Raw genomic sequence first — 15,983 nt, forward strand, 5'->3', positions numbered from 1 at the left:
GGCCTAGAAGAGCGCCCGGGCGAGGGCGGCCCGGGCCTTGGTGACGCGGGGGTCGGTGGGGCCGACGATCTCGAACAGTTCGAGCAGCCGCTTCCGGGCCGCTTCCTTGTCCTCGCCGGCGCTGCGGGCCGCGAAGGAGGTGACGCGTGCGAAGGCGTCCTCGACGTGTCCCCCGCTCAGGTCGAGGTCGGCGACGGCGAGCTGGGCCTCGACGTCGTCCGGCCGCTCGGCCCCGGCGGTGCGGATCGCGACCGCGTCGGCCCCTTCGAGGCGCTGCATGAGTTCGACCTGCGCGAGGCCGGCCTTCGCGTCGGCGTCGGCCGGCTGTTCGGCCAGTGCCCGGCGGTACGCCGCGGCGGCCGCGGCGTAGTTCCCGGCCTCGATGGCGTCGAAGGCCTCCTGGTGCAGCGGCGGCAGTTCGGGTTCCGGCGCTGGCGCCGCGGGCGGCGCCTGTGCGCCGTCGTTGAGGGTGCCGGTGACCCCGTTGGCCTCGGCGACCTTGAGCAGTTCGTCGATGAAGGCGCGGATCTGCTCGGCCGGCAGCGCTCCCTCGAACATGGGCACCGGCTGGCCCTTGACCACCGCCACGACGGTTGGAGCGGCCTGCGCCTGGAACGCCTGGGCGATCTGCGGCTGGGCCTGGAGGTCGGCCTTGGCCAGCAGGAACCGGCCGTCGAAGTCGATGGCAGCTGCCTCGAGGACGGCGCTGACCTGGGCCGACTGCTCACTCCAGGAGGCACCGAGGTCGACGATCACCGGAACCGAGGCGGACAGCTGGATCAGCTGCGGGAACGTCTGCTCGGTCACCTGGACGATGTACGGGCTGGCGGCGGCGGGCCGGTCCGCGGCCGGCCGGGCCGCCGCCTCCGCGCGGGCCTTGACGGCGGCGAGGTCGACGGCGCCGTGAAGGTTCATTGACGGCGGCACGTTGCCGCGGCCGGCTGGTGTGGACAATGGCTTGCCTTTCGGATCAGGAGTTCGTGAACGGGGGTGCCGGAGGCGTCTACTTGAGCTTGGCGGCCAGCAGCTGCTGCGCGGCGCCGATCACGCGGATCTTGTCCTTGCTGCCGGCCGGTGGTACGTACATCATCACGGCCTCACCGTAGTTGACGTCAATTCCTTTTTCGGTCTTTTCCCTGCCGGTGAGGGTCTCGTAGATCGTCCCGTTGAGGTCGATGGAATCGCCCCTGCCCTTCGGCACGCTCGAGTAGGTGTGCTTGAGGTATCCAAAGACGACGGCGCCGCCTTCCTCGGTGCCCAGCGCCCGGGTGTTCGGCGCCTGGGCGACGTGGCGGAAGGAGATGGTGGCCGCGGCGTTGTCCCGATCGGCCACGACACCCGACTGGAATCCGGTAATGGCGTCGGCGAAGGAGTTGGCCTCGAAGGTTCCCTTGTGCTTGCCCTTGGGCGAGGTCAGGAAGTCGGCGATGGCGGCCACCGCGGTCTGCGGTGCCATGGCGAGCCCTTCGTCGGCGTCGGGCGCCAGTTCCTTGAGCGCGCCGTCGGCCGCGGAGGCCGGGAAGGTGGTGCCCGGAAGCATCTGGATTGCGGAGACCAGCTTGTAATTGGTCCGCGGATTGTCCTGGGTCAGCACCAGTGCCTGCGGGACGGGGTTCCCCTCGCCCTTGGTCAGGGCCACAACCGTGCGCGGCCACTCCCCGGCGGTGGGGATGATGCGGGTGAGCACCGGTGACCCGGCCACCGGCGCGGGGGCCGAGGCCTTCTTGTCCTTGGCGCGCACCGCGTATCCGGCGGTGCGCAGTTCGAGCGCCGCACCGCCGGCGCGGGGTTGGAGCAGCTTCGAGTCGGCGGCGGCGTCGGCCTCGGCGACCGTGGTCGCGACGGACTCAAGGATGCGCTCGAGCTGGGATTCGAGCACGGCCGGGGCACCCGGCTTTGCCGTCCCGGAGCCGCCCCCGGGGGCTTTGGTCTGCTGCTGGACTGCCGGCTGCGCGGCGGCCGGGCCTGCCACGGCCGTTCCGGCCAGCAGTACTGCGGCGGCCGCGGCCACCGGGTGGACCATGCGGCGCGCACGGACCCCGCGGTCCGCGAGGGCGCGCTGCTGGCGGAGGTAGGCCCGCGAACCCTCGGGCGCCGGGGTCGGGCGGCCGCGGCCGGATCCGGTGCTGCGCGGGGAGATGAAGAGCAGTGCGATCCCCAGGACCGCGAGGAGGGCGCCAGCGACGATCAGGGGCACGGCCAGCGGTGTCGAGGCGTCGTTCGGCTCGGTGATGGAGATGTCCGAGGGCGCAGCGGCGGTTCCGTCGGAGACGAGCAGGATGGAGAAGTCACCCTCGGCAGGGTTGATCCAGCGATGGGTCACCGAGCCCTCCGCCGTCTCCTCGCTCGTCCACAGGTCCGCGCCGCGGGGATCGGGCACGGTGGCCTCGCCCTCGGCGAACTCCGTCGTGAGCTCCTCGTCACCGACGCCGGTGACCCGCAGGTGGGCTGCGTCGCCGACCCACGCGTCGACGTCCGCCGCCCTGCCCACGGCAAGGGTGAACGGACCGCCGCTCTTCACGGTGATATCGACGTCGCCTGCGTCGTCGTTCCGGGCGGCGGCGTCGATGACCGTCACCGGCCCGGCCTCCGCCCCGGCGGGCACGCTGAAGGTCACCGTCTCCGGGGGGGCCCAGAACGTGCGCTGGCCGATGCCAATCAGCATCAGCAGCACGCCGGCAATAATGATCGGGACTGCAGTTTTCACGCGCACGCGGGTACCTATTCGTTGTCGTGTGGAGCGGACCTCCCGATCCGCGGCGCACCGCCGGCCGTCCGCGGGCACGCACGGGCCAGGCTGCACTTTCTCTCGATTTAGTCTTCCCATGGTAGCGAAGTTGCCCGTGGGGAACTGATTCGTGTGTACCGGCTCACTCCGCTCCGGCGCCGGCGCCCGCCGCCCGGGGCGCACCACGGCCGCCCGGAGTGCGCGGAAAGGCCTGCCTTCCCCGAAGCCCGGCTGTAGTGTTTCGCTTGTGATTCAAAGTGGAATGCAGCACCAGTGAAAGCAGACCGCAGCGTGACGAACAATGAGGAAGTGCCGGTCAACGCGCCCCTGCCGGGGCCGGACGGCGAGTCGGCGGTCCATAACGGCGACGGCGGCGGAATCGACCCTGCCGGCAGCGGAGCCGACCCCGCCCTCGCCCAGGGCCGGATGGCTGCGCTGTTCACCCGGCTGCGGCGGCCGATCCCCGGGGCCCAGCCGCGGCGGCGGTTCGAGTTCCCGCCCGAGGTGGACCCGCTGCCCGTCCCCGTCGACCCCTCGGTGCAGCTCACTGACGAGCGGCTGAAGTTCGGCGGGCTGCCTCCCCGCTCGATGCGCCAGCACCCGATCCACTTCGGGTTCATGGCCAGCGTCGGGGCGGGCCTGGCGCTGCTCGCCTACTTCATGATCATGAACGTCGGGCAGCTGCTGCTGTGGATCGGGGCGGCCCTGTTCATCGCCCTGGGACTCGACCCGATCGTGAGGTGGCTCGACGAACGCGGGGTGCCGCGCCCCGCCGGCATCACCCTGTCCCTGACGGTTCTGGTGGGCCTGGTGGTGGGGTTCTTTGCCACGCTGATTCCCACCATCGTGAACCAGACCTCCCAGATCATCGAGCGCGGCCCGGCCTACGCCCAGACCTTCCTCAACTCCGACTTCTTCCGCACCGTGGACCGGCAGTTCCAGGTCCGTGACCGGGCCTTGGTGGAGATCAACAACTTCTTCGCCGAGGACGGCATAGTCAGCGGGATATTCGGCGGCGTCCTGGGGGTGGGTACCGTCATCCTGAACGGCCTGTTCGGCACCCTGATCGTGCTGGTCCTGACCCTTTACTTCCTGGCCTCGCTCCCCTCGATGAAGAAGTGGGCCTACCGGCTCGCCCCCCGGTCGCGGCGGGCCCGCGTGCAGTCATTGTCCGAGGAGATCACCCGCAGCGTGGGCATGTACGTGATCGGGCAGGCCTGCGTGGCCCTGCTCAACGGCGCGTTCGCCTTCATCGTCATGTCCATCGCGGGCGTGCCGTTCTCGGTGCTGCTGGCCTTCGTCGTCGTCCTGCTGGCGTTCATCCCGCTGGTGGGGGCGCTCATCGCCGCCTGCTTCGTCAGCCTGGTGGCCCTGACCGTCGGGTGGCAGACCGCGCTGCTGTTCGCCATCCCGTACCTCGCCTACCTGCAGTTCGAGGCCTACTTCATCTCCCCGCGCATCATGCAGCGGGCCGTGGCGGTCCCCGGCGCTGTTGCCGTCATCGCGGTGATCGCGGGAGGCAGCCTGCTCGGCGTACTCGGCGCCCTCATCGCCATCCCCACCGCGGCGGCGATCATGCTGCTGCTCAAAGAGGTCTTCATCGCCCGGCAGGACCAGCAGTAGGGGCGCCGGCCGGCGCTCAGGAGGCGGTGGCCGCCTCGCCCTCCCACTGGGTGGGCAGCGGTGAGGCCTGCCCGGGAAGGACGACCTCGACGATCTCGTTCAGCGCCCGGGCAGCGTACTTCTCCCCCACCCACAGGTGCTTGGCACCGTCGACCGGGGTCACCACCGCCTGCGGAACGGCGGCGAAGCGTTCCTGCGCGGCCGGCGGGCGGAGGTAGTCGTCAAGCTCGGGGACCAGCACCGTCAGGGGCAGTCCCGAAGCGGCCCAGGTGTCCAGGTCGGCGTCGTCGGCACGGTGGAGCGGCGGGGAGATCAGGACCGCGCCTTCGATGTGCTCGGCGACCTGGTCGGAGGCGCCGTACTTCAGGCACAGCTCGGTGCCGAAGGACCAGCCCACGAGCCAGATGTTCTTCAGGCCCTGGTCGACCGCCCACCGGACCGCCGCCTCAACGTCCAGGCGTTCGGCGCCGCCGCCGTCGAAGGTTCCCTCGCTGCATCCCCGCGGAGAGCAGGTGCCGCGCGTGTTGAACCGCAGCACGGCGATCCCGGCGAGGGCCGGCAGCCGGAAAGAGGCCTTGCGGAACAGGTGGGAGTCCATGAACCCGCCGTGGGTCGGCAGCGGGTGGAGGGTGACCAGGGTCGCCTTCGGCTCCCCGTCCAGGGGTGCGGCGAACTCGCCGACGAGCGTCAGTCCGTCGGCGGTCTTCAGCTCGATGTTCCGCCGCTCGGCGGGCAGCACCGTCGAGGCGCGGATGTCGATCGGTCCGGTGCTTGGGGTGAACTCGTAGTCCTGGGGATCACTGGCCATTTCCCCATTCTAGGTGCCCGCCGGCGGGCCGCCCTCAGTACCGGTAGCTGCGGGTGTTCCAGCAGTGCACATGCCAGTGCCTGCGGTCCGCCAGGGCCGACTCCGCCCCGAGCAGCGAATCCTCACGCCACACCACGAGATGGGCGACCCCGGGCGGAATCACCCGGTGGCACCCGGGGCAGGTGTACTCCTTGGCCGCGTTGCGCTCGGTGATGCGGCGCACCGACCATTCGCCGTCCGGGGCGCTCACTCGCAGCGGAAAGCCGGCCCGTGCCCGCTCCAGGTCGAGCTCCGCCGGAACCGGCGCCGTGCCGCGGGAATGGCCCCTGGTGCGGCGGGGGCGGTTCGAGCGGGGCATGGTCCAAGTCTGCCCGAACTTCCGTCCGGGCCGAAACCCCGCCGGCGGCCGGGCCGGCGCGCCGCGGACACGCTCCGGGGCCGCCGGCCCGGCGGCCGGCCGCCAAACGGTACAGTGAAGCGTGTGCGTCTAGTCATTGCCCGCTGCTCCGTCGATTACATCGGCCGCCTCCGCGCTCACCTGCCGCTGGCCACCCGCCTGCTGATGGTCAAGGCCGACGGCTCCGTCCTCGTCCACTCCGACGGCGGCTCCTACAAGCCGCTGAACTGGATGAGCCCGCCGGCCTCGCTGCGCGTCAGCGCCCCCGACGAGGCCGACGCCGCCGAGGGGATCTCCGAGGTGTGGACCGTCCAGCACGCCAAGAGCGATGACCGGCTGGTGATCAATATCCGCGAGCAGCTCCACGAGTCCTCGCACGACCTCGGCGTCGACCCGGGCCTGGTGAAGGACGGGGTCGAGGCGGACCTGCAGCGCCTGCTGGCCGAGCAGATCACGCTGCTCGGCGAGGGCTTCACCCTGATCCGCCGGGAGTACATGACCGCGATCGGGCCGGTGGACATCCTGGCGCGCGACGGCTCGGGCGCCACCGTGGCCATCGAGCTCAAGCGGCGCGGCGACATCGACGGCGTGGAACAGCTCACCCGCTACCTCGAACTGCTCAACCGCGACCCCCTGATGTCGCCGGTGCGCGGCGTCTTCGCGGCCCAGCAGATCAAGCCCCAGGCCCGCACCCTGGCCGCGGACCGCGGCATCGACTGCCTTACGCTCGACTACGATGCGATGCGCGGCGTCGACGATAAAGAGTCCCGTCTGTTTTAGCAGTACGTCCGGCTCCGGCACGGGCCGGTTCCGGCGCATAGAATCGGACCATGGCCAACCTGCAGGGCACGTCCAACCACCTTTCCGGGCGGATGGTGACCGATTCGGGCATCATCGAGGACGCCGTGCTCAGCTGGGAGGGTTCACGCATCACCTACGCCGGGCCGGCCCGGCCGGCCGACGGGGCGGGCACCCCGCCGCTGCCCGAGGGAGCGCTGATCCTCCCCGGGCTGGTCGACCTCCACTGCCACGGCGGCGGGGGCGGCGACTTCACCTCCGGCAGCGCCGAGGACATCCGCACGGCCGTCTCCTTCCAGCACCGCCGCGGGACGACGACGCTGCTCGCCAGCACGGGCGCCGCCCCGGGCGAGGACTTCCTGGGGGCATTTGCGCTCCTGTCCGCCGCAGCCGATGAGGGCCTGATCGCGGGAATCCACGCCGAGGGCCCGTTCCTGTCCCCCGCACGCGCGGGCATGCACGACCCGGCGCATCTCCAGGACCCGGATGAGGGCCTGCTGACGGACCTGGCGGCCGCGGCGGGGGGCCATCTGATCTCCATGACGTACGCCCCGGAACTCGAGGGCACCGACACGCTCGTCTATGACCTGGTCACGCATGGGGTCATTCCCGCCATCGGGCACACCGACTGCACCGCCGAACAGGCCTCCGCCGCCCTCGATTTGATCAATGAGGAACTCGCCTCGACCGGTTTCGACGGGTTCAGCGGCCGGCCCATGGCCACGCACCTGTTCAATGCGATGCCCGCCATCCACCACCGCTCCCCCGGGCCGGTGCCGCTGCTGCTCGAGCGGGCGCGCGCCGGGGAGATCGCCGTCGAGCTCATCGCCGACAACGTGCACCTGCACGCCGACACCGCACGGATGGCTTTCACGCTCGCCGGACCGGCCAATATCTGCCTGGTCAGTGATTCAACAGCGGCCGCGGGGCGGGAGGACGGGGTGTTCCGGCTGGGCCGCAGTGAGATCACGGTGCGGAACGGCGTGGCCCGCAGGGGAGGGTCCGAGGCGCCGGCCGGTGGGACACGGACGCTGCTGGAGGTGGTGCGCTGCGCAGTGGAGGCCGGCGTGGAGCTCCACGATGCCGTGGTGTCGGCGTCGGCGGTCCCCGCCGGCGTTCTTGGGCTGGCCGATGAACTCGGCAGCCTGCGCCCCGGCCTGCGCGCCGACGCGGTGATCGTCTCCCCCGGGCTCGACCTGCTGGGGGTTCTGAGGGCCGGGGTCTGGCTGAAACTGCCCTGACGCCAGGGGCTGCTCAGCGCCAGGTGCCGATGCCGATCACCGGACCGGCCTCAAGCCAGGAGGACAGGCCTGCATAGACCGGATATTTCATGGCCAGCTGCAGCTCGGCGCCTTCGTAGGCCAGCGTGACCACGATGCAGCCGGGCAGTACGCGGCCATCCTCGGCCTCGGTGGGCTGGCGCCACCCCTTGAGCTCAAGCGAGCTGCGCAGGTAGCGGTGGGGCGGCACGGGGCTGAGCGACATCAGCCGCAGCCATTCGAGGTGGGTGTCCGTATAACGACAAACCCCCATCCGCCACCCCTTGTCGGGGAGGCGGATGGAGGCGTCGAAGGTACCGAGCGTCCGGCCCAGCTGGTAACGGCGCAGCAGGAAGGCGCCGACCAGCAGGACCAGCACGCCGAAGACGGCCGCAATGAGAATCAACAGCAGACTCAGACCGTCCATGGTGGTGGTGTCAGCGGTTTCCCGCGGAAACCGAATCGCCGATCGTGGCGTTGTCGGCAACGATGACCACACGGTTGCTGTCGACGGAGAAGAATCCGCTGTCGACCGCCACCACGACGCGCTCACCGCTCACCGGCTGGATGGCAAGTTCGCCTTCCCCGAGCAGGGCGAGCACCGGAGAGTGACCGGGAAGGATCCCGATCTCGCCCTCGCTGGTGCGTGCCTTGACCATGGTCGCCTGGCCGGACCACACGAAGTGGTCGGCCGCGACGATTTCGACTTCGAGCTCTGCAGAGGCCATGAGCTTTACTTTCCGGTCCGCTCTTGGATCTTCGCCCACTGGCGCTCGACGTCGTCGAGCCCGCCGATGTTGAAGAACGCCTGCTCGGCGATGTGGTCGAGGTCACCGTTGCAGATGGCGCTGAAGCCTTCGATGGTGTCCTTGATGCTCACGGTCGAGCCTTCAACGCCGGTGAACTGCTTGGCGGTGTAGGTGTTCTGCGAGAGGAACTGCTGGATGCGGCGCGCACGGGAAACGACGATCTTGTCCTCTTCGGACAGCTCGTCGACACCCAGGATCGCGATGATGTCCTGAAGTTCCTTGTTCTTCTGCAGGATCTGCTTGACCCGGACCGCGGTGTTGTAGTGGTCGTGGCCGATGTACTGCGGATCCAGGATGCGCGAGGTCGACGCGAGCGGGTCGATGGCCGGGTACAGTCCACGTGAAGCGATCTCGCGGGAGAGCTCGGTCGTCGCGTCGAGGTGCGCGAAGGTGGTTGCCGGCGCCGGGTCGGTGTAGTCGTCGGCGGGGACGTAGATCGCCTGCATCGAGGTGATCGAGTGGCCCTTCGTCGAGGTGATGCGCTCCTGCAGGAGGCCCATCTCGTCGGCGAGGTTCGGCTGGTAGCCCACGGCCGAAGGCATGCGGCCCAGCAGGGTCGACACCTCGGAACCGGCCTGGGTGAAGCGGAAGATGTTGTCGATGAACAACAGCACGTCCTGCTTCTGGACGTCGCGGAAGTACTCGGCCATGGTCAGGGCCGACAGCGCGACGCGCAGGCGCGTTCCCGGCGGCTCGTCCATCTGGCCGAATACGAGCGCGGTGTCCTTGAGCACGCCCGCCTCTTCCATTTCGACCCAGAGGTCGTTGCCCTCGCGGGTACGCTCACCCACACCGGCGAAGACGGAGGTGCCGCCGAAGTTCCGGGCGACACGGGTGATCATTTCTTGGATGAGGACGGTCTTGCCGACGCCGGCGCCGCCGAACAGGCCGATCTTTCCACCCTTGATGTAGGGGGTGAGCAGGTCGATGCTCTTGATGCCGGTCTCGAGCATCTCGGTCGAGCCCTCGAGGGAGGCAAATGAAGGAGCCTTGCGGTGGATGGGCCAGCGCTCGGTGATCTGCAGGGCGGATTCCTCGACGTCGAGGGGCTTGCCCAGCACGTTGAAGATGTGGCCCTTGACGCCGTCGCCGACGGGCACGGAAATCGCCGAGCCGGTGTCGTGCACCACGGTGCCGCGGACGAGTCCGTCGGTCGCCTGGAGCGAGATCGCCCGGACCAGGTTGTCGCCGAGGTGCTGCGAGGTCTCAAAGGTGATCATGTGCGTCTCACCATTGAGGGTGATCTCGCAGGTCAGCGCGTTGTAGATTGCGGGGATCGCGTCAGCCGGAAACTCGACGTCGACAACCGGGCCAATGACACGTGCAATACGGCCGGTAGCTCCGGGGGCAACTGAGTCCGTACCGTGTTCAACAGTCTGGGCAGTCATCTCTCTCACTTCATTTACGTAGATGGCGTGGAACTAAGTTTATCTTGTGGATCAGGAGGCGCTGAGCGCGTCGGCGCCGGCAACGATTTCCGAAAGCTCCTGCGTGATCTCCGCCTGGCGGGCGGTGTTCCTCAGGCGCGTGTACTTCTTGATCAGTTCGGTGGCGTTGTCCCCCGCCGACTTCATCGCCCGCTGACGGGCGGCGAGTTCGCTGGCGGCCGCCTGCAGCAGAGCCGCGAAGATCCGGGACTCGATGTACCGAGGCAGCAGGGCATCAAGGACACGCTCCGGCTCCGGCTCGTACTCGTAGAGCGGCAGCAGATCCGAAGCGTTCGAGGTTTCCTCTTCAACGACCTCGAGCGGAAGCAGCCGGATGACTGTTGGCTCCTGCGTCACCATTGAACGGAAGCGCATGTATACGACGTGGATCTCGTCGACGCCGCCGTCTTCGTAGCCGGTGATGAATTCGTCGACGAGCGCGGTGCCAATCTCACGGGCGGTGGCGAACTCCGGCGCATCGGTGCCGCCGGTCCAGGCCTTCTCGTAGGAACGGTTGCGGAAGTCGAAGTACGCCTGTGCCTTGCGTCCGACGAGGAACGACTTCACTTCCTTGCCCTCGCTGCGGAGCATCTCGAGCAGCGATTCGGCCTGCTTGAGCACGCTGGCGGAGTATGAACCGGCGAGGCCGCGGTCCGAGGTCATGATCAGCACCGCGGCGCGGCGCACCTCGGTGTGCTCGGTGGTCAGCGGGTGGTCGATCTCCGACTGCGACGCCACTGCGGAAACGGCACGGGTGATCGCATTGGCGTAGGGCAGCGACGCCGCGACGCGGGTGCGCGCCTTGCCGATGCGAGAAGTCGCGATCAGTTCCATCGCCTTGAAGATCTTCCGCATCGAGGTCGTTGAGGAGATCTTCTGGCGGTAGACCCGAATCTGGGCTCCCATACTTGTCCTTTCCTTCGCTCCCCGTCCGGGGAACGACTAAGGCTCCAGGCGCCGGCCGCCGTCCCGCATTCCTGCGGGACGGCGGCCGGTGGCCCTTAGCGCTTCTGCTTGACGATCTTTTCCTGGTCCACTGCGTCCTCGGAAAGGGCGTCGTGCTTCTCGTTGGCCGTGAGGCTTTCGGGACCCTGGCCGAAGAAGCCCTGCTTGAAGGCCTCGACCTGGCTCTCAAGCTCCTGGACCGTCGAGTCCTCGAGCTTGTTCGTCTGGGCGAGGGTCGTCAGGACCGACGAGCGGTTCCGCAGGTGGTCGAGGAATTCGCTTTCGAACTTCCGGACGTCGCTGACGGGAACCTCGTCGAGGTGGCCGTTGGTGCCGGCCCAGATCGAGACAACCTGCTCCTCGACGGGCATCGGGGAGTACTGGCCCTGCTTCAGCAGTTCGGTCAGGCGCGAGCCGCGGGTCAGCTGCTGGCGCGAGGCCGCATCCAGGTCCGAGGCGAACATGGCGAAGGCCTGCATGTCGCGGTACTGCGCCAGGTCGAGCTTCAACGTGCCCGAGACCTTCTTCATGGACTTGACCTGCGCCGCACCACCGACGCGGGACACCGACACACCGACGTCGACCGCGGGACGCTGGTTGGCGTTGAAGAGGTCGGACTGGAGGAAGATCTGTCCGTCGGTGATGGAGATGACGTTGGTCGGGATGTACGCCGAGACGTCGTTGGCCTTCGTCTCGATGAGCGGCAGACCCGTCATCGAGCCGGCGCCCAGCTCGTCGGAGAGCTTGGCGCAACGCTCGAGCAGGCGGGAGTGCAGGTAGAACACGTCGCCCGGGTAGGCTTCGCGTCCCGGCGGGCGGCGCAGCAGCAGCGACACCGCACGGTAGGCCTCGGCCTGCTTGGACAGGTCGTCAAACACGATCAGGACGTGCTTGCCGCCGTACATCCAGTGCTGGCCGATGGCCGAGCCCGCGTAGGGTGCGAGGTACTTGAAGCCGGCGGGGTCGGAGGCCGGGGAGGCCACGATCGTCGTGTACTCCAGGGCGCCCTTGTCCTCGAGGGTCTGGCGCACGGCCGCGATGGTCGAGGCCTTCTGGCCGATGGCGACGTAGATGCAGCGGACCTGCTTGTTCACGTCTCCGGAGGCCCAGTTGTCCCGCTGGTTGATGATCGTGTCGATCGCGATCGCGGACTTGCCGGTCTGGCGGTCGCCGATGATCAGCTGGCGCTGGCCGCGGCCGATCGGGATCATCGCGTCGATGGCCTTCAGGCCGGTCTGCATCGGCTCGTGGACCGACTTGCGCATGGTGACGCCGGGGGCCTGGAGCTCGAGGGCGCGGCGGCCCTCCGCAGCGATCTCGCCCAGCTCGTCGAGCGGCTGGCCGAGGGGGTCGACGACGCGGCCGAGGAAGGCGTCACCGACGGGAACCGAAAGGATCTCACCGGTGCGGTGGACTTCCTGGCCCTCTTCGATGCCGCCGTAGTCGCCGAGGACGACCACGCCGATCTCGCGGGTATCAAGGTTCTGGGCCAGGCCCAGCGTGCCGTCCTGAAAACGCAGCAGCTCGTTCGCCATGACCGAAGGCAGACCCTCAACCTTGGCAATGCCGTCGCTTGCGGTGGTGACGCGGCCAACTTCGACGCGCTCCGCATTTCCGGGTTCGTAGGACGCCGCAAATTCGTTCAACGCATTACGGACATCTTCGGCGTTGATGGTCAATTCGGCCATCTGCAGTCCCTGCTCTCCTGTGTTGCGATCACCGCCGACGGCGGTGACCTGTGTGTAATTCAATGTTGGATGTTGCTTGGCGCGAAAAGGCGCCTATCCCGCCAGCCTGCGGCGGAGCTCGGACAGCCTCGTGACCACCGTGGAATCGACCATTTCGTCGCCCACGCTGACCCGCACACCGCCGATCAGGGAAGGATCAACGTTGACGTTGACCTGCAGTTCGCGCCCGTAAAGGCGGTTGAGGCCCGCAGCAAGCCTGGACTGCTGCTCCGCCGTCAGCGGACGGGTGACGCTGACAGTGGCAATCCAGCGCTGCTGCCGGGCGGCAACCAGTTCAACGAAGCGCTTGACGAGCGCCGCCGGCTTGAGCCCGCGCGGTGCGGTCACAGCCTGGCGGATGAGGAGTTGAGCCGCATCACCGGCCTCGGGAACGAGACGCAGCGCAAGGGCTGCCTTCGCCTCCGGGCCCGCCTGGCGGTCGGACAGCGCACGCTGAAGATCGTGGTTCGAATCGACGACGGCGATGAAGGAGAACAGGTCGCTTTCCAGCTTTTCCAGCCCCTGCGGGCCGCTCCCCTGGGATTCCGCCACCGAGATGGCCACCGTCGCAGCGAGCGTCTCCAGGGCATCGCCGATGTCGCGGGCGTTGGCCCACCGTTCGCCGACGAGCTCCTTGACCACTGCAACGGCGTCAGCCGAGACCCTGCCCGCCACGAGCTGGTCCACCAGCGTGGCCTTGTCCCCGCCCGTGCGGGAAGGGTCGGTCAGCGCACGGCGCAGGCCCGCATTGCTGTCGAGGATGGAGAGGACTCCGAAAAGCTCCTCGGCCAGTGACAGCGGGGCGCCGGGGAGCCGCGTTTCGAGCTCCCGGCGGACCGTGGCGAGGGACTGGCTTGATACACCGGCCATTATTTCGCTGCACCTGCGCTCTGGTTGTCCAGATCGGCGAGGAAGCGGTCAACGACGCGCGCAGAGCGTGCGTCATCGGCCAGGGACTCCCCGACGATGCGGCTTGCCAGCTCGGTGGCGAGCGTGCCGACCTCGGCCCGCAGGGACACCACGGCGGCCTGGCGTTCGGCCTCGATCTGGACGTGGGCCTGCTCGGTGATGCGTGCCGACTCGGCGGCCGCCTTCTCCTTGAGCGAGGCGAGGATCTGTGCACCTTCGGCGCGGGCCTCCTCGCGGATGCGGTTGGCCTCCGCGCGGGCGTCCACAAGCTGCTGCTTGTACTCCTCGCGTGCCGCATTGGCTTCGGCCTGGGCGGCTTCCGCCTTGGCGATACCGCCCTCGATGGCCTCCGTGCGTTCAGCGAACGTCTTCTCGAACGCCGGCATGACGAACTTGATGACGATGAACATCAGGACCGCGAAGCCCGCTAGCGTGACAAGGATTTCCCACCCGTTCGGGATGAGCGGGTTTGCGCCCTCTTCCGCTGCCATAATGGCTGCATTAAACATGTTTCACCCGTCTTTCTTCAACTGGTCTTCGGATTTCCAGCCTGGAGTTCTTAGGCGCCGATGACGAAGGCGAAGACCAGACCGAGGATCGCGAGGGCTTCGGTCAGAGCCAGGCCCAGGAAGGCAATCGGCTGAAGAACGCGCTGTGCCTCGGGCTGACGTGCTACGCCGTTGATGTAGGCGGCGAATACGAGACCCACGCCGATACCACCGCCGATTGCGGAGAGACCGTATCCAACGAGGTTGAGGCTACCCTGTACTTCCATTGTGTTCCTTTCAAGATGCCGCCTTGGTGCGGCAGGTTGTTTGGGATCATCCCCGACGGGGAAGAATTTGTGATCAGTGGGCGTCGGCGTGAAGCGCGCCCTCGATGTAGATCGCGGCCAGCAGGGTGAAGACGTACGCCTGGAGGACCATGATCAGAGCTTCGAGCATATACATCGCCACCGCACCGCCCAGGACGAGCACACCGGTTCCCTGCAGCAGAATGCTGCCCGAGAGCGCCATGTATTCGATTGCGGAGCCCGCAAGGGTGATGATCAGGTGGCCGGCGAGCATCGTCGCGAAGAGCCGGAGCGAGTGCGTGACAGGCCGGACGAGGAAGTTGGAGATGATCTCGATCGGGATCAGCAGCGGCATGATGTACCACGGCACGCCCGAGGGCACGACGGCCAGCTTGAAGTAGCGCAGGCCGTGCTTCTTGACGCCGATGGCGATCCACAGGATGTAGAAGATCGCGGCGATGGCGTAGGCGCTGCCCGGGTGGGAGAAGGTCGGGATCTGCAGCAGCGGGATGGCGCCGAAGATGTTGTTGACCAGGACGAAGAAGAATGCGGCGAACAGCCAGGGAACGTACTTCAGGTAGTCCCGGCCGCCGATGATGTCCTTGCCGATGGAGTTGCGGACGAACCCGTAGGCGGACTCCCCGAGGAACTGCAGCTTGCCCGGAACCATCTGGCGGCGGCGCGAGGCGGCCATGAAGAAGGAGGCGATCAGGATGACGGAGAAGATGACAAGGAGCATCTGCTTGCCGAAGCCACCTTCGAACCAGACGCCGTATTCACCGCCCCAGGGGAGGATGTCCGGATAGTGGGTGTCTTCAATCGTGGGGGCAACGAAACCCTCATCGGTTGTTGCGGCCGGGAGCGCAAGCGCGATCAACGCGTTTCCTCTCTGCAGTGTCCATCGTTGGGCATGATTCCACCGGCGACAGCGACACTGCTCCGGCTGATTAAGTTTTTAGGCATCACTTCGGGCTGATCTCTGGAGGCTCGCGGCGGCCCTGCGGCGCGCTGCCGGAATCAGAGAGTTGCGATCGGGTGAGGTTGTGCATGTGGGAGAGGTAGAAACCGCCCCCGGCACCCAAGAGAGCCCCTGCGAGCACTATCCAACGTGTTCCCAGAAGATTATCCAGCCCCCACCCTATCAAACTCCAGACCAGGATCCCGCCAGCGATGTAGCTGAACACGGCGATTCCAGCGTTGTAACCGCCCTCGCCGTACCGGCCCCGATCGTCCTGCCCTCGGCCCGCTGCGGGCCCTGGTTTACGGCTCACGGCCGGCCTCCGAATCGTCGTTGTAGAGCTGATGGCGCGCCTTCGAGAAGACGAGGACCTCGACGACCTGCCAGAGGACGACGGTGCCGACGGCGGCGCTGAAGAACCAGGCGCTCTCGAGCCACGGCGGGGTGCCCAGCACAAACAGGACCGCGGCGAACCCCACGACCTTGATCGCGTAGGTCACGGCGAAGAGCCCGAGGGCGCCCGACGGGTTGGTCTTGCCCGCGAAGTGGCCGATGAGGAGGCTGATACCGAAGAACAGGGCGACGACGGCGTAGCCGAAGGCGGCGCTGAGCGCTCCCCCGCCTCCGGCGATCAGGCCGGCCGCGGCGCACAGCAGGAGTGCGGCGGCGCCGGTGGCGAGCAGGCACTTCCTGAGGATGTCCAGCCACGGCGAGGCCGTGGGGCCGGAAACACCGGGCGGTGCCGGGCTCCCGTTGACACCCGGGGCGTCCGATGTACTCAATGCATTCCGTCCGTGGAGGG

The 15,983-nt window shown here is 68.0% G+C and carries 18 protein-coding genes; 3 read left to right on the plus strand and 15 right to left on the minus strand.

What is annotated here, in order from left to right; translation table 11 throughout:
- Nucleotides 1-3: 3 nt before the first annotated feature.
- Together GVV77_RS11585 and GVV77_RS11590 are read right to left on the minus strand one after the other, a co-directional pair.
- Complete coding sequence (locus GVV77_RS11585) at nt 4-954, minus strand: tetratricopeptide repeat protein (protein WP_159618483.1); 951 nt, start codon at nt 952-954, stop codon at nt 4-6.
- Nucleotides 955-1,003: 49 nt separating this feature from the next.
- Nucleotides 1,004-2,707, minus strand: a complete 1,704-nt coding sequence (locus GVV77_RS11590; protein ID WP_159618484.1) for a DUF8094 domain-containing protein — start codon at nt 2,705-2,707, stop codon at nt 1,004-1,006.
- A 447-nt stretch (nt 2,708-3,154) separates the two neighbouring features.
- Here GVV77_RS11590 and GVV77_RS11595 point away from each other — a divergent pair, with 447 nt between their 5' ends.
- Nucleotides 3,155-4,351 (plus strand): AI-2E family transporter, encoded by a 1,197-nt coding sequence (locus GVV77_RS11595; protein ID WP_159618602.1) that lies wholly within the window; start codon nt 3,155-3,157, stop codon nt 4,349-4,351.
- Between the two features lie 16 nt (nt 4,352-4,367).
- Here GVV77_RS11595 and GVV77_RS11600 read toward each other — a convergent pair whose 3' ends face one another.
- Nucleotides 4,368-5,159 (minus strand): alpha/beta hydrolase, encoded by a 792-nt coding sequence (locus GVV77_RS11600; RefSeq protein ID WP_159618485.1) that lies wholly within the window; start codon nt 5,157-5,159, stop codon nt 4,368-4,370.
- A 34-nt stretch (nt 5,160-5,193) separates the two neighbouring features.
- Nucleotides 5,194-5,517, minus strand: coding sequence for a hypothetical protein (locus tag GVV77_RS11605; protein WP_159618486.1), 324 nt, complete (start codon nt 5,515-5,517; stop codon nt 5,194-5,196).
- Nucleotides 5,518-5,640: 123 nt separating this feature from the next.
- Here GVV77_RS11605 and nucS point away from each other — a divergent pair, with 123 nt between their 5' ends.
- Both nucS and GVV77_RS11615 read left to right on the plus strand, forming a co-directional pair.
- Nucleotides 5,641-6,336, plus strand: a complete 696-nt coding sequence (gene nucS, locus GVV77_RS11610) for an endonuclease NucS (protein ID WP_159618488.1) — start codon at nt 5,641-5,643, stop codon at nt 6,334-6,336.
- 50 nt (nt 6,337-6,386) lie between these two features.
- Entirely contained in the window at nt 6,387-7,595 is a 1,209-nt protein-coding gene (locus GVV77_RS11615; protein WP_159618490.1) for an N-acetylglucosamine-6-phosphate deacetylase, read from the plus strand.
- 13 nt (nt 7,596-7,608) lie between these two features.
- On the opposite strand, the gene GVV77_RS11620 is transcribed toward GVV77_RS11615, so the two are convergent.
- The 11 genes from GVV77_RS11620 to GVV77_RS11665 form a co-directional block, all read right to left on the minus strand.
- A complete protein-coding gene (locus GVV77_RS11620; protein WP_159618492.1) occupies nt 7,609-8,040 on the minus strand; it encodes a DUF2550 domain-containing protein in 432 nt (143 codons plus the stop codon).
- A gap of 10 nt (nt 8,041-8,050) precedes the next feature.
- The gene (locus tag GVV77_RS11625) at nt 8,051-8,341 is read right to left on the minus strand and encodes a F0F1 ATP synthase subunit epsilon (RefSeq protein ID WP_159618494.1); all 291 of its coding nucleotides are present in this window, start codon (nt 8,339-8,341) and stop codon (nt 8,051-8,053) included.
- A 5-nt stretch (nt 8,342-8,346) separates the two neighbouring features.
- On the minus strand, nt 8,347-9,810 hold the full coding sequence (gene atpD / locus GVV77_RS11630; RefSeq protein ID WP_159618496.1) for a F0F1 ATP synthase subunit beta: 1,464 nt from the start codon (nt 9,808-9,810) through the stop codon (nt 8,347-8,349).
- Nucleotides 9,811-9,861: 51 nt separating this feature from the next.
- The gene (locus tag GVV77_RS11635) at nt 9,862-10,755 is read right to left on the minus strand and encodes a F0F1 ATP synthase subunit gamma (RefSeq protein WP_159618498.1); all 894 of its coding nucleotides are present in this window, start codon (nt 10,753-10,755) and stop codon (nt 9,862-9,864) included.
- Between the two features lie 95 nt (nt 10,756-10,850).
- Nucleotides 10,851-12,482 carry a F0F1 ATP synthase subunit alpha gene (atpA, locus tag GVV77_RS11640; protein ID WP_120165203.1) on the minus strand — a complete coding sequence of 544 codons (1,632 nt, stop codon included), beginning with the start codon at nt 12,480-12,482 and terminating at the stop codon, nt 10,851-10,853.
- Nucleotides 12,483-12,575: 93 nt separating this feature from the next.
- Nucleotides 12,576-13,391 carry a F0F1 ATP synthase subunit delta gene (locus GVV77_RS11645; RefSeq protein WP_159618500.1) on the minus strand — a complete coding sequence of 272 codons (816 nt, stop codon included), beginning with the start codon at nt 13,389-13,391 and terminating at the stop codon, nt 12,576-12,578.
- Nucleotides 13,391-13,939 carry a F0F1 ATP synthase subunit B gene (locus GVV77_RS11650; protein ID WP_120165201.1) on the minus strand — a complete coding sequence of 183 codons (549 nt, stop codon included), beginning with the start codon at nt 13,937-13,939 and terminating at the stop codon, nt 13,391-13,393. The genes GVV77_RS11645 and GVV77_RS11650 overlap by 1 nt, the downstream gene beginning before the upstream one ends.
- A gap of 50 nt (nt 13,940-13,989) precedes the next feature.
- Nucleotides 13,990-14,205 carry an ATP synthase F0 subunit C gene (locus GVV77_RS11655; RefSeq protein WP_019481292.1) on the minus strand — a complete coding sequence of 72 codons (216 nt, stop codon included), beginning with the start codon at nt 14,203-14,205 and terminating at the stop codon, nt 13,990-13,992.
- A gap of 73 nt (nt 14,206-14,278) precedes the next feature.
- Complete coding sequence (atpB, locus tag GVV77_RS11660) at nt 14,279-15,100, minus strand: F0F1 ATP synthase subunit A (RefSeq protein WP_159618502.1); 822 nt, start codon at nt 15,098-15,100, stop codon at nt 14,279-14,281.
- A gap of 85 nt (nt 15,101-15,185) precedes the next feature.
- Entirely contained in the window at nt 15,186-15,494 is a 309-nt protein-coding gene (locus tag GVV77_RS18340; protein WP_246199773.1) for a hypothetical protein, read from the minus strand.
- A complete protein-coding gene (locus GVV77_RS11665; protein WP_159618504.1) occupies nt 15,484-15,963 on the minus strand; it encodes a Cg1360 family ATP-synthase-associated protein in 480 nt (159 codons plus the stop codon). The genes GVV77_RS18340 and GVV77_RS11665 overlap by 11 nt, the downstream gene beginning before the upstream one ends.
- Nucleotides 15,964-15,983: the final 20 nt, after the last annotated feature.

The organism is Arthrobacter zhaoguopingii, assembly GCF_009828605.1.
GTDB lineage: Bacteria > Actinomycetota > Actinomycetes > Actinomycetales > Micrococcaceae > Arthrobacter_D > Arthrobacter_D zhaoguopingii.